At 73.3% G+C, this 21,288-nt stretch carries 17 protein-coding genes and 2 pseudogenes; 14 read left to right on the top strand and 5 right to left on the bottom strand.

Annotation, left to right across the window (positions count from 1 at the left end; translation table 11 throughout):
• Window positions 1–9: 9 nt before the first annotated feature.
• Window positions 10–2,343: pseudogene (locus IF02_RS33890) on the top strand (ComEC/Rec2 family competence protein); the annotation flags it as partial.
• A gap of 136 nt (window positions 2,344–2,479) precedes the next feature.
• Window positions 2,480–3,361, top strand: coding sequence for a YceI family protein (locus IF02_RS0121425; protein WP_078622236.1), 882 nt, complete (start codon window positions 2,480–2,482; stop codon window positions 3,359–3,361).
• A gap of 26 nt (window positions 3,362–3,387) precedes the next feature.
• Here the strand turns inward: IF02_RS0121425 and IF02_RS0121420 are convergent, their stop codons facing one another.
• Window positions 3,388–3,630 carry a hypothetical protein gene (locus IF02_RS0121420; RefSeq protein WP_037836845.1) on the bottom strand — a complete coding sequence of 81 codons (243 nt, stop codon included), beginning with the start codon at window positions 3,628–3,630 and terminating at the stop codon, window positions 3,388–3,390.
• Window positions 3,631–3,706: 76 nt separating this feature from the next.
• Here IF02_RS0121420 and holA point away from each other — a divergent pair, with 76 nt between their 5' ends.
• Window positions 3,707–4,699: a DNA polymerase III subunit delta gene (gene holA / locus IF02_RS0121415; protein ID WP_030159300.1), complete on the top strand. Its 993-nt coding sequence runs from the start codon at window positions 3,707–3,709 to the stop codon at window positions 4,697–4,699.
• A 224-nt stretch (window positions 4,700–4,923) separates the two neighbouring features.
• Here holA and rpsT read toward each other — a convergent pair whose 3' ends face one another.
• Window positions 4,924–5,190, bottom strand: a complete 267-nt coding sequence (gene rpsT, locus IF02_RS0121410) for a 30S ribosomal protein S20 (protein WP_030159297.1) — start codon at window positions 5,188–5,190, stop codon at window positions 4,924–4,926.
• A gap of 211 nt (window positions 5,191–5,401) precedes the next feature.
• On the opposite strand from rpsT, the gene lepA reads away from it, so the two are divergent.
• From lepA to IF02_RS0121390, 4 genes are all read left to right on the top strand, one after another.
• The gene (lepA, locus tag IF02_RS0121405; RefSeq protein ID WP_030159296.1) at window positions 5,402–7,267 is read left to right on the top strand and encodes a translation elongation factor 4; all 1,866 of its coding nucleotides are present in this window, start codon (window positions 5,402–5,404) and stop codon (window positions 7,265–7,267) included.
• A gap of 189 nt (window positions 7,268–7,456) precedes the next feature.
• Window positions 7,457–9,346: an AMP-dependent synthetase/ligase gene (locus IF02_RS0121400; protein ID WP_030159294.1), complete on the top strand. Its 1,890-nt coding sequence runs from the start codon at window positions 7,457–7,459 to the stop codon at window positions 9,344–9,346.
• 101 nt (window positions 9,347–9,447) lie between these two features.
• Window positions 9,448–10,680: a radical SAM family heme chaperone HemW gene (gene hemW / locus IF02_RS0121395; RefSeq protein WP_030159292.1), complete on the top strand. Its 1,233-nt coding sequence runs from the start codon at window positions 9,448–9,450 to the stop codon at window positions 10,678–10,680.
• Window positions 10,681–10,782: 102 nt separating this feature from the next.
• Window positions 10,783–11,364: a Uma2 family endonuclease gene (locus tag IF02_RS0121390; RefSeq protein ID WP_037836841.1), complete on the top strand. Its 582-nt coding sequence runs from the start codon at window positions 10,783–10,785 to the stop codon at window positions 11,362–11,364.
• Here IF02_RS0121390 and IF02_RS0121385 read toward each other — a convergent pair.
• Both IF02_RS0121385 and IF02_RS0121380 read right to left on the bottom strand, forming a co-directional pair.
• Window positions 11,339–12,151 carry a DUF3097 domain-containing protein gene (locus tag IF02_RS0121385; RefSeq protein ID WP_030159288.1) on the bottom strand — a complete coding sequence of 271 codons (813 nt, stop codon included), beginning with the start codon at window positions 12,149–12,151 and terminating at the stop codon, window positions 11,339–11,341. The genes IF02_RS0121390 and IF02_RS0121385 overlap by 26 nt on opposite strands.
• Before the next feature lie 28 nt (window positions 12,152–12,179).
• Window positions 12,180–12,905 carry an MBL fold metallo-hydrolase gene (locus IF02_RS0121380; protein WP_030159286.1) on the bottom strand — a complete coding sequence of 242 codons (726 nt, stop codon included), beginning with the start codon at window positions 12,903–12,905 and terminating at the stop codon, window positions 12,180–12,182.
• Window positions 12,906–13,060: 155 nt separating this feature from the next.
• Here IF02_RS0121380 and hrcA point away from each other — a divergent pair, with 155 nt between their 5' ends.
• The 6 genes from hrcA to IF02_RS0121350 all read left to right on the top strand — a co-directional run bounded on the left by hrcA (window position 13,061) and on the right by IF02_RS0121350 (window position 18,572).
• Window positions 13,061–14,077 carry a heat-inducible transcriptional repressor HrcA gene (gene hrcA / locus IF02_RS0121375; RefSeq protein WP_030159285.1) on the top strand — a complete coding sequence of 339 codons (1,017 nt, stop codon included), beginning with the start codon at window positions 13,061–13,063 and terminating at the stop codon, window positions 14,075–14,077.
• On the top strand, window positions 14,078–15,217 hold the full coding sequence (dnaJ, locus tag IF02_RS0121370; protein WP_030159283.1) for a molecular chaperone DnaJ: 1,140 nt from the start codon (window positions 14,078–14,080) through the stop codon (window positions 15,215–15,217).
• A gap of 147 nt (window positions 15,218–15,364) precedes the next feature.
• Entirely contained in the window at window positions 15,365–16,456 is a 1,092-nt protein-coding gene (locus tag IF02_RS0121365) for a nitronate monooxygenase (RefSeq protein WP_030159281.1), read from the top strand.
• Complete coding sequence (locus tag IF02_RS0121360; RefSeq protein WP_030159279.1) at window positions 16,453–17,199, top strand: 16S rRNA (uracil(1498)-N(3))-methyltransferase; 747 nt, start codon at window positions 16,453–16,455, stop codon at window positions 17,197–17,199. The genes IF02_RS0121365 and IF02_RS0121360 overlap by 4 nt, the downstream gene beginning before the upstream one ends.
• 103 nt (window positions 17,200–17,302) lie before the next feature.
• On the top strand, window positions 17,303–17,662 hold the full coding sequence (locus tag IF02_RS0121355) for a histidine triad nucleotide-binding protein (protein WP_030159277.1): 360 nt from the start codon (window positions 17,303–17,305) through the stop codon (window positions 17,660–17,662).
• A 4-nt stretch (window positions 17,663–17,666) separates the two neighbouring features.
• A complete protein-coding gene (locus IF02_RS0121350) occupies window positions 17,667–18,572 on the top strand; it encodes a ribonuclease Z (RefSeq protein WP_030159275.1) in 906 nt (301 codons plus the stop codon).
• A gap of 7 nt (window positions 18,573–18,579) precedes the next feature.
• Here IF02_RS0121350 and IF02_RS0121345 read toward each other — a convergent pair.
• A pseudogene (locus IF02_RS0121345) lies at window positions 18,580–19,903 on the bottom strand (MFS transporter); the annotation flags it as partial.
• Between the two features lie 251 nt (window positions 19,904–20,154).
• Here IF02_RS0121345 and IF02_RS0121340 point away from each other — a divergent pair.
• Window positions 20,155–21,243, top strand: a complete 1,089-nt coding sequence (locus IF02_RS0121340) for a PfkB family carbohydrate kinase (protein ID WP_030159272.1) — start codon at window positions 20,155–20,157, stop codon at window positions 21,241–21,243.
• Window positions 21,244–21,288 lie beyond the last annotated feature (45 nt).

Below are 21,288 nucleotides of genomic sequence, written 5' to 3'. Positions count from 1 at the left end.
GATCTGCGCCTGGTCGTGCCGGCGCTGGCCGCCTGGGCGGCGGCGGCCCTCGCCCTCGACGCACCGGCCGGGGTGGCCGCCGCCGGGGCCGGGCTCGGGGTCCTCGGCGCGGGGCTGCTGCTCCTGGCCGCCTGCCGGCGTCCGGAGTCGCTGTGGCGGATCGGCACGGCCGCGGCCGCCGCCCTGCTCTGCGCGGCCGCCGGGGCCGGGGTGGCGGGCCTCCAGCGGGCCGAGGCGCGGGCCGGGCCGGTCCTGGGGCTCGCCGGGGAGCACGCCCGGGTGCTCGCCGAGCTCACCGTCGGTTCCGACCCGCGGTCCGCCCGCGGCGGGAGCGGCCCGCCCGTGGTGGTCCTGGACGCGGTGCTGACCCGGGTGACCGGGCCCGACGGCGCGCAGACCCGGGTCGAGACCCCCGTACGGGTGCTGGCCGGGCATCCGCAGTGGGCCCGGCTGCAACCCTCCACCCGGGTCGCGGTCGTCGTCCGGCTGGCCCCGGGCCGGGCCGGGGAGCGGGCCGTGGCGCTGCTGCGCCCCGCGGGGGACACCCCGCCGCGGGTGACGGGCGGGCCCGACACCCTCCAGCGGATCGCCGGGAGGCTGCGGGCCGGGCTGCGCGAGGCCACCGAGGGGCTCGCCCCGGACGCCCGGGCCCTGCTGCCGGGGCTGGTCGTCGGGGACACCTCCCGGGTGCCGACCGACCTGGACGAGGCGTTCCGGGCCACCGACCTGCTGCATCTGCTGGCCGTGTCGGGGTCCAACCTGACGGTGGTGCTGTTCCTGCTCATCGGCCCGGCCGCCGCCGCGCAGCGCGCCGAGCGGGGCGGGCTGGCACCCCGCCTCGGGCTGTCCCTGCGGGCGACGGCCCTGTGCGGGACGGCGCTGACCCTGGCGTTCGTGGTGGTGTGCCGGCCGGAGCCGAGCGTGCTGCGGGCCGCGGCCTGCGGGGCGATCACCCTGCTGGCCATCGCCACCGGCCGGCGCAGATCCCTGATCCCCGCCCTGGCGGCCGCCGTCCTGCTGCTGGTGCTCTACGATCCGTGGCTCTCCCGCAGCCCCGGCTTCCTGCTCTCGGTCCTGGCCACCGGGTCCCTGCTCACGCTGGGCCCGCGCTGGAGCGAAGCCCTGCGGCGGCGCGGGATGCGGCCCCGGCTCGCCGGGGCGCTCGGTGCCGCCGCGGCCGCCCAGGCGGTCTGTGCGCCCGTGGTCGCCGTGCTCTCGGCCCGGGTGAGCCTGGTCGCGGTGCCCTGCAATCTGCTCGCCGAGCTCGCGGCGGGCCCGGCGACCGTGCTCGGCTTCGCGGCGCTCGCGGCGGCCCCGCTGTGCATGCCCGTCGCCGAGCTGCTCGCGCGGTGCGCGGGGGTGCCGGCCGGGTGGATCGCGGGCGTGGCCCGGGCCGGGGCACGGCTGCCGGGCGCGGAGCTGGCCTGGCCGGGCGGGCTCACCGGGGGGCTGCTGCTGGCCGCCGCCACCCTGGCCGTCGCCGGGCTCGGCGCACGGATCCGGCACCGGCCGTGGGTGTGCTCCGCACTGGCCGTGCTGCTGCTCCTGGCCGTACTGCGGCCGCCGCAGTTGACCCGTACGCTCACCCGCTGGCCGCCGCCCGACTGGAGTTACGTGCAGTGCGCGGTGGGCCAGGGCGACGCCGCCGTGCTCGCCGTCGGCCCGGGCACGGCCGTCGTGGTGGACGCCGGCCCGGAGCCGGGCCCGGTGGACGCGTGCCTGACCGCCCTCGGGGTGCGCCGGGTGCCGCTGCTCCTGCTGACGCACTTTCACGCCGACCACGTCGGCGGCCTGTCCGGGGTGCTGCGAGGCCGGGCCACGGGTGTGATTCAGGCCACCACGCTGGAAGAGCCGACCGCTCAGGCCGAGTTCGTCCGGCGGACCGCGGCGGCGGCGCACGTACCCGTCGTGGCGGCTTCGGCGGGCGAGCGGCGGCGGGCCGGGCCGCTGGACTGGCAGGTGCTGTGGCCCTCGCCCGGCGGCCCGCGGCCGGAGGGGCCCAACGACGCCAGCGTCGCCCTGCTGGTCCGCTCCGCGGGTCTGACCCTCCTGCTGCTCGGAGATCTCGAACCGCCTTCGCAGGAAGCCCTCTTGAGGGCTCATCCGGATCTGGGTCCGGTCGACGTCCTCAAGGTCGCCCACCACGGTTCCGCCCATCAGGACCCCGGCCTCCAGGACCGGATCCGGCCCCGGCTCGCGCTCGTCCCGGTCGGCGAGGGCAACCGCTACGGGCACCCCGCGCCGGGCACGCTCGCCCGGCTGCGGGCCATGGGTACGACGGTGCTGCGCACCGATACCGACGGTTCGATCGCCGTGGCCGGGAGCGGCCCGGGGATGCGGGCGTTCCCCTCACGTCGTCGGCGGCGCCGACACGGGCATACCGGACACCGCCTTTCCGTTTGCCCGCAACCCGACAGCATGATCGAATGCGTCTTCGCCAGAGCGGTACAAGTCCACACAGCACGGGGGTGCATCAACCATGTTCGGTCGCCGAAGGGGGATGGAGACGGCCGGAAGCGCCGGTCAGCACACATCCGCGACACTGACGCTGCCTCATACGGCGCGGCTGCTCAGCTGTCGTGTCCTCGATACGGTCCACCAGCCGGTCAGACAGGCCAGGTTCGAGGTGACCGACCCGATCGGCCGGCGCATCGTCAGCGGCGAGACCGACCCGTACGGCGGGTTCACCGCGGCCGTGCCGGAGGGCGAGTACCGGCTCTCCGTCACCGCCGAGGGGTACGCGCCGTTCCACGGGGCGACGCTGGTGGGGGACCCGGCGCAGCCCGGGACCGGGGAGATCGTCCTCGACGCGGTGGAGCCGCCGCTGCTGCCGGCGCCGGGCCACTGGGAGCTCGACCCGGCGCATTCGTCCATCGCCTTCACCGCGCAGCACATCGGCTTCGCCAAGATCCGCGGCCGGTTCAACACCTTCGCCGGCGGGGTGCGGATAGCCGACCGCATGGAGGACTCCTCCATGCACGTGATCATCGACGCGGCGAGCATCGACACCGGCATGCGGATGCGGGACGACCACCTGCGGTCCGGCGACTTCCTGGACGCGGCCCGGCATCCGACGGTCGAGTTCTACAGCGAGCGGTTCATCCACCGCAGCGGCAGCCGCTGGGCCGTCGCGGGCGCCCTGACCCTGCACGGGGTCAGCCGCTCGGTGACGCTGGACACCGAGTACCTGGGCCTCGGCACCGGGTTGGAGGGCGAACCGCGCGCGGCCTGCCGGGCGACCGCCGAACTGCACCGCGAGGACTTCAGCCTGAATTGGCAGTCGGTACTGGCCCAGGGGATAGCGGCGATCGGTTCGAGCGTGGAAGTGGTGCTGGACGTACAGATCGTGCACAAGGCCTAGCAGCGGCCCGCAGGGGGTTCCGGGGGCTACGGGGCTTCCAGCCAGCCCTCGTACTCGGCGGCGAGGCCGTCCAGCACCGTGGCGTCGAGCCGTTCCTGCGGGTCCTCGACGACCACCAGCCATTGGGCGTCCTCGGCGTCGTCCTCACCGGCGAGGGCGTCGCGCAGCAGCTGAGGCTCCTCGGGCAGGCCGAAGCGGTCGACCGCCTCCTGGGCCACCTCCTCGGCGGCGTCGCGGTCGGGCAGCACCAGTACATGTCGCACGTTCACCCGGCCATTCTCGGGGATGCGGTGGGGGCGGCCGCGGTGCGGGGGGCTGTCAGTGCGGCGTGGGATGCTGGACGCGATGGCCACCAGGAAGAACTCCACCGACGATCCGCTCGCCCCGCTCACCCTCGCGGTGGGGCAGGAGGACCTGCTGCTCGACCGCGCCGTACGGGAGGTGGTGGCGGCCGCCCGGGCCGCCGACGCCGACACGGACGTGCGCGACCTCGCACCCGAGCAGCTCCAGCCCGGCACGCTCGCCGAGCTGACCAGTCCCTCGCTCTTCTCCGAGCGCAAGGTGCTGGTCGTACGCAATGCGCAGGACCTGTCCGCGGACACGGTCAAGGAGGTCAAGGCGTACCTCGCAGCGCCGTTCGAGGAGATCACCCTCGTGCTCCTCCATGCGGGCGGGGTCAAGGGCAAGGGGCTGCTGGACGCGGCCCGCAAGGCCGGGGCCCGGGAGATCGCCTGCCCGAAGATGACGAAGGCGGCGGACCGGCTGGCGTTCGTGCGGGGCGAGTTCCGCACGTTGGGCCGGTCGGCGACCCCGGAGGCGTGCCAGACGCTGGTCGACGCGATCGGGAGCGATCTGCGGGAGCTGGCGAGTGCCGCCGCGCAGCTGTGCGCGGACGTCGAGGGCACGATCGACGAGGCCGTGGTCGGCCGGTACTACACGGGCCGGGCCGAGGCCTCCAGCTTCACGGTCGCCGACCGGGCGGTCGAGGGGCGGGCGGCGGAGGCCCTCGAAGCCTTGCGGTGGTCGCTGTCCACGGGGGTGGCGCCGGTGCTGATCACCAGCGCGCTCGCGCAGGCGGTGCGTGCCATCGGCAAGCTGGCCTCGGCCCCGCGCGGGGCCCGCCCTGGCGACCTCGCCCGGGACCTCGGGATGCCGCCCTGGAAGATCGACCGGGTCCGCCAGCAGATGCGGGGCTGGTCGGCGGACGGCGTCGCGGACGCCCTGCGGGCCGTGGCCGCGGCCGACGCCGGCGTCAAGGGCGGCGGCGACGACCCGGAGTACGCCCTGGAGAAGGCGGTCGTGGCCGTGGCCCGCGCAGCGCGCCCCCAGCGCCGGTAGCCCCCGGCTGGCCCGGCCTGTGAGAGCCGGCCAGCCGGCCGTCCCGGGCCGTCCCGGGCAAGGCGAAGGCCCCGGGGGCCGCCCTGGGGAAGGGTGGCTCTCGGGGCCTTCGTTACTTCTTGTTGCACCGCACCCGCGTGGCGAACGCTTCGTGTGCGGCGCGGGGGCCGGTCAGGAGCGGGAGAGAGGGCCCGCTGGGTCCGTTCCGGCGATCACATCAGAGCTCAGCCCTGGAGGGTGGCAACCTTGGTGGCCAGCGCCGACTTCTTGTTGGCGGCGGCGTTCTTGTGGATGACACCCTTCGAGACAGCCTTGTCGAGCGCACGCGCGGCGGCGCGAGAAGCCACGGTGGCCTTCTCGACGTCACCCGCGGCCACGGCCTCGCGGGCCTTGCGGATCGCGGTCTTGAGCGAAGACTTGACGGCCTTGTTGCGCAGGCGCGCCTTCTCGTTCGTCTTGTTCCGCTTGATCTGGGACTTGATGTTCGCCACGAAAGAGCCTTTTCAGGTTCAGAGTTTGATCTTCGGATTGTGTCCCGACAGCTGAGAGGGCATACGAGACACAGCTGCCCAGGCTACCAGGCACGCTCCGACCGGCCCAAACCGAGCGCATCGCCCCGTCCATGGGACCATGGGACTCTGCGTACAGATCCGACGAGAGCCGGAAACGCTTCCGACTGCGACCCGAGAATCAGGACACTGCGTGCCCGCGATCCCCAGCCACGTGCCCGAGCCGAGCCGTACCGACCCGGCGCTGATCCGCAATTTCTGCATCATCGCGCACATCGACCACGGCAAGTCGACGCTCGCCGACCGGATGCTCCAGCTCACCGGCGTCGTCGACCAGCGGCAGATGCGCGCCCAGTACCTCGACCGCATGGACATCGAGCGTGAGCGCGGCATCACGATCAAGTCCCAGGCGGTCCGACTGCCCTGGGCGCCCACTGTGGGTGAGGGTCAGGGCAAGACGCACATCCTCAACATGATCGACACCCCCGGGCACGTCGACTTCACGTACGAGGTCTCGCGCTCCCTCGCCGCCTGCGAGGGCACGGTCCTCCTGGTGGACGCCGCACAGGGCATCGAGGCCCAGACCCTCGCCAACCTGTACCTGGCGATGGAGAACGACCTCGCGATCGTCCCGGTCCTGAACAAGATCGACCTGCCGGCCGCCCAGCCGGAGAAGTTCGCCGAGGAGCTCGCGAACCTGGTCGGCTGCCAGCCCGAGGACGTCCTGCGGGTCTCCGCGAAGACCGGCCTCGGCGTGGACGCCCTGCTCGACAAGGTCGTCGCCACCGTCCCGGCCCCGGTCGGCGTCAAGGACGCCCCCGCCCGCGCGATGATCTTCGACTCGGTCTACGACTCGTACCGCGGCGTCGTGACGTACGTCCGTGTGGTCGACGGCCAGCTCAACAAGCGCGAGCGCATCCGGATGATGTCCACCGGCGCCACCCACGAGCTGCTGGAGATCGGTGTCTCCTCCCCGGAGATGACCCCGGCCGACGGCATCGGCGTCGGCGAGGTGGGCTACATCATCACCGGCGTGAAGGACGTCCGTCAGTCCAAGGTCGGTGACACGATCACCAGCCTGCACAACGGCGCGACCGAGGCCCTCGGCGGCTACAAGGACCCGAAGCCGATGGTCTTCTCGGGCCTCTACCCGCTCGACGGCTCCGAGTACCCCGACCTGCGCGAGGCCCTGGACAAGCTCCAGCTCAACGACGCCGCGCTCGTCTACGAGCCGGAGACCTCGGCGGCGCTGGGCTTCGGCTTCCGCGTCGGTTTCCTCGGTCTGCTGCACCTGGACGTGGTCCGCGAGCGCCTGGAGCGCGAGTTCGGCCTCGACCTGATCGCCACCGCGCCGAACGTGGTCTACCGCGTCGTCCTGGAGGACGGCAAGGAAGTCCAGGTCACCAACCCGAGCGAGTTCCCCGAGGGCAAGATCTCGGACGTGTTCGAGCCGGTCGTCCGGGCCACCGTCCTCGCGCCCACCGAGTTCATCGGCGCGATCATGGAGCTCTGCCAGACCCGCCGCGGCACGCTGCTCGGCATGGACTACCTCTCCGAGGACCGGGTCGAGATCCGCTACACCCTGCCCCTCGCGGAGATCGTCTTCGACTTCTTCGACCAGCTGAAGTCCAAGACGCGCGGTTACGCGTCCCTCGACTACGAGCCCACCGGCGAGCAGTCCGGCAGCCTGGTCAAGGTCGACATCCTGCTGCACGGCGACAAGGTCGACGCCTTCTCCGCCGTCACGCACAAGGACGCCGCGTACGCGTACGGCGTACGGCTCGTCGCCAAGCTGCGCGAGCTCATCCCGCGGCAGGCCTTCGAGGTGCCGATCCAGGCGGCCGTCGGCTCGCGCGTCATCGCCCGCGAGACCATCCGCGCCATCCGCAAGGACGTCCTCGCCAAGTGCTACGGCGGTGACATCTCCCGTAAGCGGAAGCTGCTGGAGAAGCAGAAGGAAGGCAAGAAGCGCATGAAGATGGTCGGCTCGGTGGAGGTGCCCCAGGAGGCCTTCATCGCCGTCCTCTCCAGCGACGAGTCCGCCGGCAAGAAGAAGTAGCCGCTGCGACCGACGTCTGCGAAACAGGCCCCCGTGCGGATGCGCGGGGGCCTGTTTCGTTATGAATCGGCCGCTCGCTGACTCTTACGCCCTGGCCGGAGGGCACCTAGTCTGATCACTGCTCGATGGTTACTCGCCAGTTACAAGCCCCTGAATGACAGGCCCTGCCGCGTGGTCCGGAGGACGTCCGTGAGCGACACACAGACCTTGATCGAGAACCGCCCGCCCACCGTGGCGGCCCTCTTCCTTGAGCGTGTCGCCGCCACGCCGAATGCCGAGGCCTACCGGTTCCCGGTGCCCGCGGCCGGCGGCAGCGGCCCCGACGACTGGAAGTCGCTGAGCTGGGGACAGGCGGCCGAGCGGGTCTTCGGCGTCGCCGCCGGCCTGCTGGACCTGGGCCTGCGGCCCGAGGACCGGGTCGCGCTCGCCTCCAACACCCGCGTCGAGTGGATCCTCGCGGACCTCGGCGTCATGTGCGCCGGCGGCGCGGTGACCACGATCTACCCCAGCACCAACGCGGAGGAGTCGGCGTTCATCCTCGCCGACTCGGCCAGCCGCGTGCTGATCGCCGAGGACGCCTCCCAGCTCGCCAAGGCCCGCGAGCGCCGCGCCGACCTGCCCGAGCTCGCCCACGTGGTGGTCCTGGAGGCGGCCGACGCGGTACCGGCCGCCGGTGATCCGGAAGGCTGGGTGCTCTCCCTCGCCGACCTGGAGGCCCGCGGTAACGCGTACCTCGCCAAGCACCCCGAGGCGGTCAAGGAGCGGATCGGGGCCATCACCGCCGACCAGCTCGCCACGCTCATCTACACCTCGGGCACCACCGGCCGCCCCAAGGGCGTACGGCTCCCGCACGACAACTGGTCGTACATGGCCAAGGCCACCGTCGCCACCGGCATGATCTCCAGCACCGACGTCCAGTACCTGTGGCTGCCGCTCGCGCACGTCTTCGGCAAGGTCCTGACCTCCGGCCAGATCGAGGTCGGGCACGTCACCGCCGTCGACGGCCGCATCGACAAGATCATCGAGAACCTGCCGGTCGTCCAGCCCACCTACATGGCGGCCGTCCCCCGCATCTTCGAGAAGGTATACAACGGGGTCGCCGCCAAGGCCCGGGCCGGCGGCGGCGCCAAGTACAAGATCTTCCAGTGGTCGGTCGGCGTGGCCCGCGAGTACGCCAAGACCACCCAGGACAACTACCGGCGCACCGGCAGCGCCGCGGTCCCCTTCGGCCTCGCCACCAAGCACAAGATCGCCGACGCGCTCGTCTACTCCAAGCTCCGCGAGGCCTTCGGCGGCCGGCTGCGCGCCGCCGTCTCCGGCGCCTCCGCCCTGGCCCCCGAGATCGGCTACTTCTTCGCCGGCGCCGGCATCAACATCCTGGAGGGCTACGGCCTCACCGAGTCCAGCGCGGCCTCCTTCGTCAACCCCGGCGAGGCCTACCGCACCGGCACCGTCGGCAAGCCGCTCCCCGGCACCGAGGTCCGCATCGCCGACGACGGCGAGATCCTGCTGCGCGGCCCCGGCATCATGCAGGGCTACCACCTCCAGCCCGAGAAGACCGCCGAGGTGCTGGAAGAGGACGGCTGGCTGCACACGGGCGACATCGGCGAGCTCTCGCCCGACGGCTACCTGCGCATCACGGACCGCAAGAAGGACCTGATCAAGACCTCGAACGGCAAGTACGTCGCCCCGGCCGAGATCGAGGGCCGGTTCAAGGCGATCTGCCCGTACGTGTCGAGCATCGTCGTGCACGGCGCCGACCGGAACTTCTGCGCCGCCCTGGTCGCGCTCGACGAGCCGTCGATCATGGTCTGGGCCGCCGAGAACGGGCTGGAGGGCAAGACGTACGCCGAGGTCCTGGCCGCGGCGGAGACGAACCGGCTGATCGAGACGTACGTCCAGACCCTGAACGAGGGCCTCCAGCGCTGGCAGACGATCAAGAAGTTCCGGATCCTGCCCCGCGACCTCGACGTGGAGCACGGCGACCTCACGCCCAGCCTCAAGCTGAAGCGGCCGGCCGTCGAGCGTGAGTTCAAGCACCTGATCGACGAGATGTACGAGGGCTCGCGCGAGGCGTAGCGCGGCGGCGGGCGGCAGCGGGCAGCAGCGGGCGGTACGAGAGGGCCCGGGGGCGGCGGCGAGCGGCCGGGCCCCCGGCCCGGGTGCGGGACAATGGGCTCATGCCTTCCGCACTGCCCGACGGTGAACCCATGCCCGAAGACGGCTCGCTGCCGTCGCATGCCCTGGCGGGCGGCGGGGACCGGCCGCTCGGGTTCTACCTGCACGTCCCGTACTGCGCCACGCGGTGCGGGTACTGCGACTTCAACACGTACACCGCGACCGAGCTGCGCGGCACCGGCGGCGTGCTCGCGTCCCGGGAGAACTACGCCGACACCCTGATCGACGAGGTCCGCCTCGCCCGCAAGGTGCTCGGCGACGACCCGCGGGCCGTACGGACGGTGTTCGTGGGCGGCGGTACGCCGACGCTGCTGCCGGCGGCCGACCTCGTACGGATGCTCGCGGCGATCCGGGACGAATTCGGGCTGGCCGAGGACGCCGAGGTCACCACGGAGGCCAATCCGGAGTCCGTGAACCCGCAGTACCTGGCGGAGCTGCGGGCCGGGGGCTTCAACCGGGTCTCCTTCGGCATGCAGAGCGCCAAGCAGCACGTCCTGAAGGTGCTCGACCGTACGCACACGCCGGGCAGGCCGGAGGCGTGCGTCGCGGAGGCGCGGGCGGCGGGCTTCGAGCACGTGAACCTGGACCTGATCTACGGGACGCCGGGGGAGACCGACGAGGACTGGCGCGCCTCCCTGGCCGCCGCGCTCGGGGCCGGCCCGGACCACATCAGCGCGTACGCGCTGATCGTGGAGGAGGGCACGCAGCTGGCACGCCGGATCCGGCGCGGCGAGGTCCCGATGACCGACGACGACGTGCACGCCGACCGGTACCTGATCGCGGACTCGGTGATGGCCGAGGCCGGGTACTCCTGGTACGAGGTCTCGAACTGGGCCACCTCGGAGGCGGGCCGCTGCCTGCACAACGAGCTGTACTGGCGCGGGGCCGACTGGTGGGGCGCCGGCCCCGGAGCCCACTCGCACGTGGGCGGGGTCCGCTGGTGGAACGTGAAGCACCCGGGCGCGTACGCCGCCGCCCTCGCGGAGGGCCGCTCCCCGGGCGCGGGCCGCGAACTCCTCTCCGAGGAGGACCGCCGGGTGGAGCGGATCCTGCTGGAGCTGCGCCTGGTGGACGGCGTCCCGCTGTCCCTGCTGGCCCCGGCCGGCCTCGCGGCCTCCCGCCGCGCCCTGTCCGACGGCCTCCTGGAGGCCGCCCCGTACGAGGCGGGCCGCGCGGTCCTGACCCTGCGCGGACGGCTGCTGGCCGACGCGGTGGTCCGGGACCTGGTGGACTGACCACTCGCAGGGGTGAACCCCCGCGGATGCGGGTGAGAGCTGCCCGCACCGTCCCTAGGCTGCCGCCGACGGCAAGGGGCGGATGCGGAGGACACCACCGGGATGAACGCTGTGTACGAGCAGATCAAGGCTGTGTTCGATGAGCATCCCGAGCTCTTCGGACGCTACAAGATCGAGCTTCTGCGGGGGGACATCGTGATGACGGCGGGGCCCGAGGTGATCCACAACTACATCGTCGAGGCGGTCCAGGACCAGATCCCGAGGGAGCGCTGGCGTCGCCTCCAGACGCAGGACGTCGCCATGCTCGAGGAGAACGGGGAGCCCCGGCCGGACCTGGTGGTCGTGGAGCGGGGAGCCGGGCCGGAAACCGGACGGCTGGTCCCGTCCGAGGCGATCACCTTGCTGGTGGAGGTCGTCTCCAAGTCGAGCCTCGATCGCGACTACGGCGTCAAGCGCGCTCTCTACGCGGCCGCAAAGGTACCCGCCTACCTGATCATCGACCCCTACTACGCCGGGTGCCTGTTGCTCACCGAGCCGCGCGGCAAGGGCGAGGACGCCGACTACGCCGTGGAGTACAGGGAGCCCTTCGGGCACCCGATGCCGTTGGACGTTCTCGGCATCGAGCTCGACACCAGTGAGTTCGGCACCCTGCCGCAGCTCAACCGGCGGCGCCGCCGGCCGTGACGAAGTCGATCAGTTCCTCCACGCGGCCCAGCAGGACCGGCTCCAGGTCCTTGTAGGACCGCACGCGGGACAGGATGTGCTGCCAGGCGGCGCCGGTGTTCTCCGGCCAGCCCAGCGCCCTGCAGACGCCCGTCTTCCAGTCCTGGCCCGGCGGGATCACCGGCCACGCGGCGATGCCCAGCGCGGACGGCTTCACCGCCTGCCAGACGTCCACGTACGGGTGGCCGACGACCAGGACGTCCGACGAGGTCACCGACGCCGCGATACGGGACTCCTTCGAGCCCGGGACCAGGTGGTCCACCAGGACGCCGAGGCGGGCGTCGGCCGTCGGGGCGAAGTCCGCGACCACCGCCGGGAGGTCGTCGATGCCCTCCAGGTACTCCACCACCACGCCCTCGATCCGCAGGTCGTCGCCCCAGACCCGCTCCACCAGCTCGGCGTCGTGCCGGCCCTCGACGTAGATCCGCCCGGCGCGCGCCACGCGGGCGCGCGCCCCGGGGACCGCCACCGAGCCCGACGCCGTGCGCAAGGGCGCCGCAGGGGCCCGTGAGGGCCGGGTCAGGGTCACCACGGCGCCCTCCAGCAGGAACCCCCGCGGCTCCAGCGGGAACACCCGCCGCTTGCCGAAGCGGTCCTCCAGGGTCACCGTGCCCGCCTCGCAGGCCACCACCGCGCCGCAGAAGTCCGTACCCGCCACCTCGACCACCAGGTCGGTGTCCGCCGGCACCTCCGGCACCGGCTTGGGGCGCTTCCACTGCGGGGTCAGGTCGGGGGAGTACTCGCGCATCCGGCCGAGCGTAGGAGAGCGCGCGGGATCACGGGCCCGACACGCCGAACCGCCGTGCCAGTGTGTCGCGTTGCTCACGGACGAAGGCCGCGGAGACCACCGCTCCGTGACCCGGCACGTACAGCGCGTCGTCCCCGCCCAGCGACAGCAGCCGGTCCAGCGCCGCCGGCCACTGCGCCGGCACCGCGTCGCTGCCCGCCTGCGGTTCGCCCGACTCCTCGACGAGGTCCCCGCAGAACACCGTCTCGCGCTCTCCGGGGACGAACACCGCCAGGTCGTGCCGGGTGTGCCCGGGCCCGACGTTGGCCAGCAGCACCTGCACCCCGCCCAGCTCCAGCGTCCATTCGCCCGACACGGAGTGCCTCGGCACCACCAGCAGGTCCACCGCCTCGGCGGCCTCGGCCTCCGCCAGCCCCTGCAGGACCGCGCTGACGCGCAGCTCCTCCCGGCCGGTCGACAGCTCCGCGTCCAGCCCGACCGCCCCGTACACCTCGGCCCCGGCGAACGCCGCCACGCCCAGTACGTGATCGAAATGTCCGTGCGTGAATGCGATATGCGTCACGCGCCGTCCCGTCAGCCGCTCCGCCTCGGCCCGCAGCTGCGCGCCTTCGCGCACGCACGAGCCGGGATCGATCAGGAGGACCGACTCGTCCCCCACCACCAGTCCCACCGTGCAGTCCCACACCGGGAGTCGGCGCCGTCCGGTCCGCCCGGTCAGCCGCTCCCAGCCCGCCTCTTCCCAACGCACGTCCATGCCGCGACGCTACCCTGGCGGGCCGCCCTTGCCAGGGCCTGACTACCCGGCCGTACACTGGCCGGGGGATCTCTGGCACTCGAACGCCCGGAGTGCCAACGAAGCCGATGAAACCGACCGTGACGAGCGCCGACGACCAGCTGGAGGTGTGCGCGATGCTCAGCGAACGCAGACTCGAGGTGCTGCGCGCCATCGTCCAGGACTACGTCGGGACGGAGGAGCCGGTCGGCTCCAAGGCGCTCACCGAGCGGCACCGGCTCGGCGTCTCGCCCGCCACCGTGCGCAACGACATGGCCGTGCTGGAGGAGGAGGGCTACATCGCGCAGCCCCACACCAGCGCCGGCCGGATCCCCACGGACAAGGGCTACCGGCTCTTCGTCGACAGGCTGGCGGGGGTCAAACCGCTGTCGACGCCCGAGCGCCGGGCCATCCAGAACTTCCTCGACGGCGCCGTCGACCTCGACGACGTCGTCGGCCGCACCGTGCGGCTGCTCGCGCAGCTCACCCGGCAGGTCGCCGTCGTCCAGTACCCGAGCCTGACCCGGTCCACGGTCCGGCACGTCGAGCTGCTGTCGCTGGCTCCGGCCCGGCTCATGCTCGTGCTGATCACCGACACGGGCCGGGTCGAGCAGCGGCTCGTCGACTGCCAGACGCCGTTCGGCGAGACCTCGCTCGCCGATCTGCGGGCGCGGCTCAACAGCCGGGTCGTCGGCCGCCGGTTCACCGACGTGCCGCAGCTCGTGCAGGACCTGCCGGAGTCCTTCGACCCGGAGGACCGCGGCACGGTGTCGACCGTGCTCTCGACCCTGCTGGAGACGCTGGTCGAGGAGGCCGAGGAGCGGCTGATGATCGGCGGAACCGCCAATCTCACGCGCTTCGGACACGATTTTCCCCTGACGATCAGGCCGGTGCTCGAAGCGCTGGAGGAGCAGGTCGTGCTCCTCAAGCTGCTGGGCGAGGCCAACGAGTCGGGAATGGCCGTACGGATCGGGCATGAGAATGCCTACGAGGGACTGAACTCCACGTCCGTCGTCTCCGTCGGCTACGGTTCGGGCGGCGAGACTGTCGCCAAACTCGGCGTGGTCGGACCGACCCGCATGGACTACCCCGGAACGATGGGAGCGGTACGCGCAGTGGCACGTTACGTCGGACAGATCCTGGCGGAGTCGTAAGTGGCCACGGACTACTACGCCGTTCTCGGCGTGCGCCGCGACGCATCGCAGGACGAGATCAAGAAGGCCTTCCGCCGCCTCGCGCGTGAACTCCACCCGGATGTGAATCCGGACCCGAAGACGCAGGAGCGCTTCAAGGAGATCAACGCGGCGTACGAGGTGCTCTCGGACCCGCAGAAGAAGCAGGTCTACGACCTCGGCGGCGACCCGCTGTCCTCCTCGGGCGGCGGCGCGGGCGCGGGCGGATTCGGTGCGGGCGGCTTCGGCAACTTCTCCGACATCATGGACGCCTTCTTCGGCCAGGCCTCGCAGCGCGGCCCGCGCTCGCGGACCCGCCGCGGCCAGGACGCCATGATCCGCCTCGACCTCGAGCTGGACGAGGCCGCCTTCGGCACCACCAAGGACATCCAGGTCGACACGGCCGTCGTCTGCACCACCTGCTCCGGCGAGGGCGCGGCCCCCGGCACCTCGGCGCAGACGTGTGACATGTGCCGTGGCCGCGGTGAGGTCTCGCAGGTCACCCGGTCCTTCCTGGGCCAGGTCATGACCTCGCGCCCCTGCCCGCAGTGCCAGGGCTTCGGCACCGTGGTCCCGACCCCGTGCCCCGAGTGCGCGGGCGACGGACGGGTCCGCTCCCGCCGCAGCCTCACGGTCAAGATCCCGGCGGGCGTCGAGAACGGCACCAGGATCCAGCTCGCGGGCGAGGGCGAGGTCGGCCCCGGCGGCGGCCCCGCCGGCGACCTGTACGTGGAGATCCACGAGCTGTCGCACCCGACCTTCCAGCGGCGCGGGGACGACCTGCACTGCACGGTGACCATCCCCATGACGGCCGCGGCCCTGGGCACCAAGTGCCCGCTGGAGACCCTGGACGGCTTGGAAGAGATCGACATCCGCCCGGGCACCGGCTCCGGCCAGTCGATCCCGCTGCACGGGCGCGGCGTCACGCACCTGCGCGGCGGCGGCCGCGGCGACCTGATCGTCCACGTCGAGGTCACCACCCCCGGCAAGCTGGACGCCCAGCAGGAGGAGCTGCTGCGCCAGCTCGCCAAGCTGCGCGGCGAGGAGCGGCCCATGGGCCAGTTCGCGCCGGGTCAGCAGGGCCTGTTCAGCCGCCTGAAGGACGCCTTCAACGGCCGCTGACCGGCCTGTCGGCAGACGTACGAGCCCGGTCCGGGGATGCCCCGGACCGGGCTCGCCGCATCGATCCGGACGCCGCCGGGGAAGCGGACTATGCCAGGCGAATGCCGTGATTCGGCCCGGTGGGCGGGACATGGCACGATGCAGGGCATGTCCTCCGCACCGTACGGTCTCTCCCCTTACCCGATCGTGCAGGCTCCCATGGCGGGCGGAGCCTCCTGCCCGCCGCTGGCCGCGGCCGTGTGCGAGGCGGGCGGCCTGGGCTTCCTGGCCGGCGGCTACAAGACCGCCGACGGTGTGTACCAGGAGATCAAGCAGCTGCGTGCGCTCACCCGGCGCCCGTTCGGCGTGAACCTGTTCATGCCGCAGACCGGGTACGTGGACCCGGCCGCCGTGGAGGCGTACCGCGGGCAGCTGGCCGGCGAGGCCAGCTGGTACGAGCTGTCCCTGGCCGACGAGGACATCATCGGCACCAGCGACGACGGCTACGACGCCAAGCTCGCGATCCTCCTCGAAGACCCGGTCCCCGTGGTCTCGTTCACCTTCGGCTGCCCCGCACCCGCGGTCCTCGCCGCCCTGCGCAAGGCAGGCACGTACTCCGTCGTCACCGTCACCTCGGTCGACGAGGCCCGCGCCGCCCAGGCGGCGGGCGCCGACGCCCTCTGCGTCCAGGGCGTGGAGGCGGGCGGCCACCAGGGCACCCACCGCGACGACCCGCAGGCCGACGGCACGGCGGGCGTGGGCCTGCTCGCGCTGGTGGCCCAGGTACGGGAGGCCGTGGGCCTCCCGATCATCGCGGCGGGCGGTCTGATGCGGGGCTCGCAGATCGCGGCCCTGCTGGCTGCGGGCGCGGAGGCGGCGCAGCTCGGCACCGCGTTCCTGGCCTGCCCCGAGTCGGGCGCGCACCCGCTGCACAAGCAGGCGCTGACGGACCCCCTGTTCCCCCACACGGAGCTGACCCGGGCGTTCTCGGGGCGGCCGGCCCGGGGCCTGGTGAACCGTTTCATGCGGGAGCACGGGCCGTACGCCCCGGCCGCGTACCCGCAGATCCACCACATGACCGCCGGGCTGCGCAAGGCCGCCGCCGCGGCCGGGGACCCGCAGGGCATGGCCCTGTGGGCGGGTCAGGGGCACCGGCTGGCGCGGGCGCTGCCCGCGGGGGAGCTGGTGGAAGTGCTGGCGGCCGAACTGGCCGAGGCCCAATCCGCGTTGAAGTCGATGAACAACAGGAGTACGTCATGACCGCCCCCGTGTTCGTGGTCGAAGAGGTCCCCGCGGGGCCGGAGTTCGTGCTCGACGGCCCCGAAGGCCGGCACGCGGTGTCCGTGAAACGGCTGAACCCGGGCGAGGACGTGGTCCTCACCGACGGGCGCGGTCACTGGACGGAGGGCGTGGTCAAGGCCGCCGAGGGCAAGGACCGGCTGGTCGTCATGGACCTGAACTCGATCGAGGAGGAACCCGAGCCGGAGGTCCGGATCACCGTCGTCCAGGCCCTGCCCAAGGGCGACCGCGGCGAGCTCGCCGTCGAGACCATGACCGAGACCGGCGTGGACGCCATCGTCCCCTGGCAGGCCTCGCGCTGCATCACCCAGTGGCGCGGCGACCGCGGCGCCAAGTCCCTGGCCAAGTGGCGGGCCACGGCCCGGGAGGCGGGCAAGCAGTCCCGCCGCGTCCGCTTCCCGGAGGTGGCGGAGGCGATGTCCACCAAGCAGGTCGCGGCGCTGTTGGCCGGGGCCGATCTGGCGATGGTCCTCCACGAGGACCGGGACACCCCCTCGGGGGCCCTGGCCACGGCCGAACTCCCGGCCGACGGCTCCATCGTCCTGGTCGTCGGACCGGAGGGCGGGGTCTCCCCGGAGGAGCTCGCCGTCTTCGCGGAGGCCGGGGCACACCCCTACCGCCTGGGCCACTCGGTCCTGCGCACCTCCACCGCCGGCACCGCGGCGACGGCGGTCCTGCTGGCGCGCACCGGCCGCTGGTCCTGAAACGCACATGAGGGCGCCGGCGGCGCCGGATACGATGCCGGGGCTGATCATCGTCGGCGCGGGCGGCCCGTCCGCCGGCGCCACAGTCTCGGAAGGCGGAGCAATGGCCGGGGAACCGCAGGCGGACTGCCTGTTCTGCAAGATCGTCGCGGGGAACATCCCGGCGACCGTGGTCCGGGAGACCGAGACGACGCTCGCCTTCCGGGACATCAACCCGCAGGCGCCCACGCACGTCCTCGTGATCCCCCGGGTGCACTACCCCGACGCCGCCTCCCTCGCCGCCGCCGAGCCGGTCATCGCCGCCGACCTGCTGCGCGAGGCCGGGCAGATCGCGGCCGACGAGAAGCTCGACGCCCACGGCTACCGTGTCGTGTTCAACACCGGCGCCGGCGCCGGCCAGACCGTCTTCCACGCGCACGCGCACGTCCTCGGCGGCCGCGGCCTCCAGTGGCCCCCCGGATAACACCGTGTCCGTACGAGAGTTCGTGGTGCTGGGCACCGCCAGCCAGGTGCCCACCCGCCACCGCAACCACAACGGCTACCTCCTGCGCTGGGACGGCGAGGGCATCCTCTTCGATCCCGGCGAGGGCACCCAGCGCCAGATGCTGCGCGCCGGGGTGGCCGCGCACGACATCAACCGCATCTGCATCACCCACTTCCACGGTGACCACAGCCTGGGGCTCGCCGGGGTGATCCAGCGCATCAACCTGGACCGGGTCCCGCACCCCGTCACCGCGCACTACCCGGCCTCCGGGCAGAAGTTCTTCGACCGGCTCCGGTACGCCACCGCCTACCGGGAGACGGTCCCGCTCCGCGAGGAGCCCGTGGCCGCGGACGGGAGGCTGGCCCGGGAGCCCTCGTACGTCCTGGAAGCCCGCCGGCTCTCGCACCCGGTGGAGTCCTTCGGCTACCGGCTCACCGAGCCGGACGGGCGCCGCATGGTGCCCGAACTGCTCGCGCGGCACGGGATCAAGGGGCCCGACGTGGGCCGGATCCAGCGCGAGGGGAGCCTCGGCGGGGTCACGCTCGACGACGTCAGCGAGCACAAGCCGGGACAGAGCTTCGCGTTCGTGATGGACACCCGGCTGTGCCCCGGGGTGGACGCGCTCGCCGCGGGCTGCGACATGCTGGTGATCGAGTCCACGTTCCTCGACGAGGACGAGGCGCTCGCCACCGACCACGGGCACCTCACCGCAGGCCAGGCGGCCCGGACCGCGCGGGACGCGGGCGTACGGCACCTCGTGCTGACGCACTTCTCGCAGCGCTACTCGGACCCGCAGGAGTTCGAACGCCAGGCCCGCGCGGTCGGCTTCGAGGGCGAGCTGACGATCGCCGCGGACCTCGTACGGGTTCCCCTGCCGAAGCGGGGTTAGCCGGACCGCTCGCGCTCGCGCTCGCGCTCGCGCTCGCGCTCCCGGTCGCGGGAGCGGCGGGCCGCCGGGGAGAGCAGCAGCACCCGGCGCGGGGTGCGGCGTACGCGGACGGGCGAGCCGGCCGGCTCCGGCACGGTCCCGGGGGATACCACCGGGGCCTGGGCCGCGACGCGCAGGACCGGCTCGTCGGCCGCCGCCGGGCTCCGGCCCGCGTGCAGGGCGACGGCGGTCAGCGGACCGGCCACCGCGAGCAGCAGCCCGCCCAGCACGAGCCCCATCCCCGGGAATCCGAACGCCTCGGCGAGCAGGCTGCCCGCCACGGGGCCGCAGGCCGTCCCCAGCGAGGAGGCGGCTCCGGCGAAGACCGCCCAGCGGCCGCGCGGGTCCAGGGCGGCCGCGAGGCCGATCACGTACGAGAGGACGACCGGGTAGACCGCGTTCCACAGGATCTCCCCGGCCGCGAACCCGCCGAGCCCGTCCGCGGAGGAGGTCAGCACCACGCAGCCCGCGATGGCCGCCGTGCCCGCGCCGATCGGGACCGCCCGCCCCAGCCGGGTGCCGAACGCGGAGGCGCCCGTGACCCCGAGCAGGCCAGCGCCCAGCGCCACCGCGAAGACGACGCCCAGCGTGGCTTCGGACAGCCCCGCCTGCTCGGCGCCGATCCGGCCGCTGACGCCCCACAGGGCCTCCTGGGTCAGCGACCAGAGCAGCAGGCAGCCCGCCAGCACCGCCCCGGCGCGCGGGTACGGCGGCCGCCCGGAGCTCCGTACGGCCGGCCCGGGGCGGGTGGGCCCGCCGAGCCGGCCGGTGGCCGGCCAGGCCAGCGCCGCGACCAGGGCGATGGCCGCGAACGGCAGCCCGTGCCCGCCGCCGAGGTGCGGCAGGGTCAGGTACAGCGCCCCCGCGGTCGCCGAGACCGACAGCAGCCCGAGGGACGAGATGCGGTGCGGATCGCGGTGCCCGGCGATCCCCGCGGCGGCCACGGCGGTGGCGCTGCCGGAGCCGAAGCCGCCGACGACGACGCCCGCGACCACCAGTGGGAGCAGCGAGGTCGAGGCCGCGGTGCCGTAGCCCAGGGCGGCGAGCAGCAGCCCGAGCCGGGCCAGCGGGCGCGGACCGCGGCGGGGGATGCGGGAGGCCAGGGTGAATCCGGCCGTGGCGGAGCCGAGCAGCAGGGCGGTGCCGACGAGCCCGGCCTGGGCGGGACTCAGCGGGAGATGGGCGTCGAGGCGTCCGACGACGGTGGGAAGCAGGTAGGGGGCGAGGTACCCGGCCGTGAAGAGGGCCACCAGGGGCCAGGCGGCGGGCGGCGCGGAGGTGTTGTCGGACACGGCTCTTCCCGGTGGTGCGCAGATGGGGCGGGATCTTCCGCGAGGCTGCGGCCCCTTTGTCTATCAAGTGCTCCGCGACCCGGAGAAGAGCGCCATGAGAGTGATGTGCGACACACTGTGTTTTGGCCCTGTCGGGGGTGGGCAGGGTTGGCAGCTTTCCACCGCATGCCCGCTTGCAGAAACGAGCCTTCGCACCAGCCGGGGAGTACACCGTGACCAGTCGGGACAGCCGCACCAGCCGCAGCGCAGCCGTGGACCCGCTCGACAGCGCAGCCGCAGCCGTGGACCCGCTCGGTCCGCTGCGCGACCCCCTGGAACCGGGGTTCGACGTCTACCTGACCGGCACGGTCTTCCTCGACATCATCTTCACCGGCCTCGATTCGGCCCCGGTGCGCGGTACGGAGTCCTGGGCGCGCGGCATGGGCTCCAGCCCGGGCGGGGTGGCCAACATGGCCACCGCCCTGTCCCGGCTCGGCCTGCGCACCTCGCTGGCCGCGGCGTTCGGCGACGACCACTACGGCGAGTACTGCTGGGACGCACTGGAACAGGGCGAGGGCATCGACCTGTCGATGTCGCGGACCATCCCCGGCTGGCACAGCCCGGTCACGGTCTCGATGGCGTACGAGGGCGAGCGCACGATGGTCTCGCACGGCCACGAGGCCCCGCCCCCGGCCGGCCCCGGGCCGTTCCCGCAGTGTCCGCCGCGCACCCGGGCGGCCGTGGCCTCGCTGGCGCAGGGGCGGACGGAGCCGTGGATCGCGGAGGCGGCGCGGCGCGGGGCGCGGGTCTTCGCGGACGTGGGGTGGGACGAGAGCGGCCGCTGGGACCTGGGGGCCCTGCCCGACCTGGAGCACTGCGAGGCCTTCCTGCCGAACGCGGGGGAGGCGATGCGCTACACGCGGACCGACTGTCCGAGAGCCGCGGCCCGGGCGCTGGCCGAGAAGGTGCCGGTCGCGGTGGTGACGATGGGCGCGGAGGGCTCGTACGCGGTGGACGGACGGACCGGGGAGTCGGCGGAGGTCCCCGGGATCGCGGTGGAGGAGCTGGACCCGACGGGGGCGGGGGACGTCTACGTGGCGGGCTTCGTCACCGGCACCCTGGCGGGCTGGCCGCTGGCGGACCGGCTGGCCTTCGCGGGCCTGACGGCGGCCCTGTCGGTCCAGGAGTTCGGCGGCTCCCTGTCGGCCCCGGGCTGGCCGGAGGTGGCCCACTGGTGGCGCACGGCCCCCGAGGCCCTGCGGCCGCGCTACGGCTTCCTGGACGCGCTGGTCCCGCCGCGCGCGGAGCCGGCCTCGCGGCGCAGGGCGGTCCCGACCATCGGCTTCCGCCACCCGGTCTAGGGGCCCTCCGAGGGAGGCGCCGCAGCGGCGGGGGAGGGCCGGGAG

The sequence above is a fragment of the Streptomyces sp. NRRL S-244 genome, from assembly GCF_000717915.1.
GTDB lineage: Bacteria > Actinomycetota > Actinomycetes > Streptomycetales > Streptomycetaceae > Streptomyces.
Note: the sequence above shows the minus strand (reverse complement) of the source record. Positions and strands in the feature narration are given on the sequence as shown.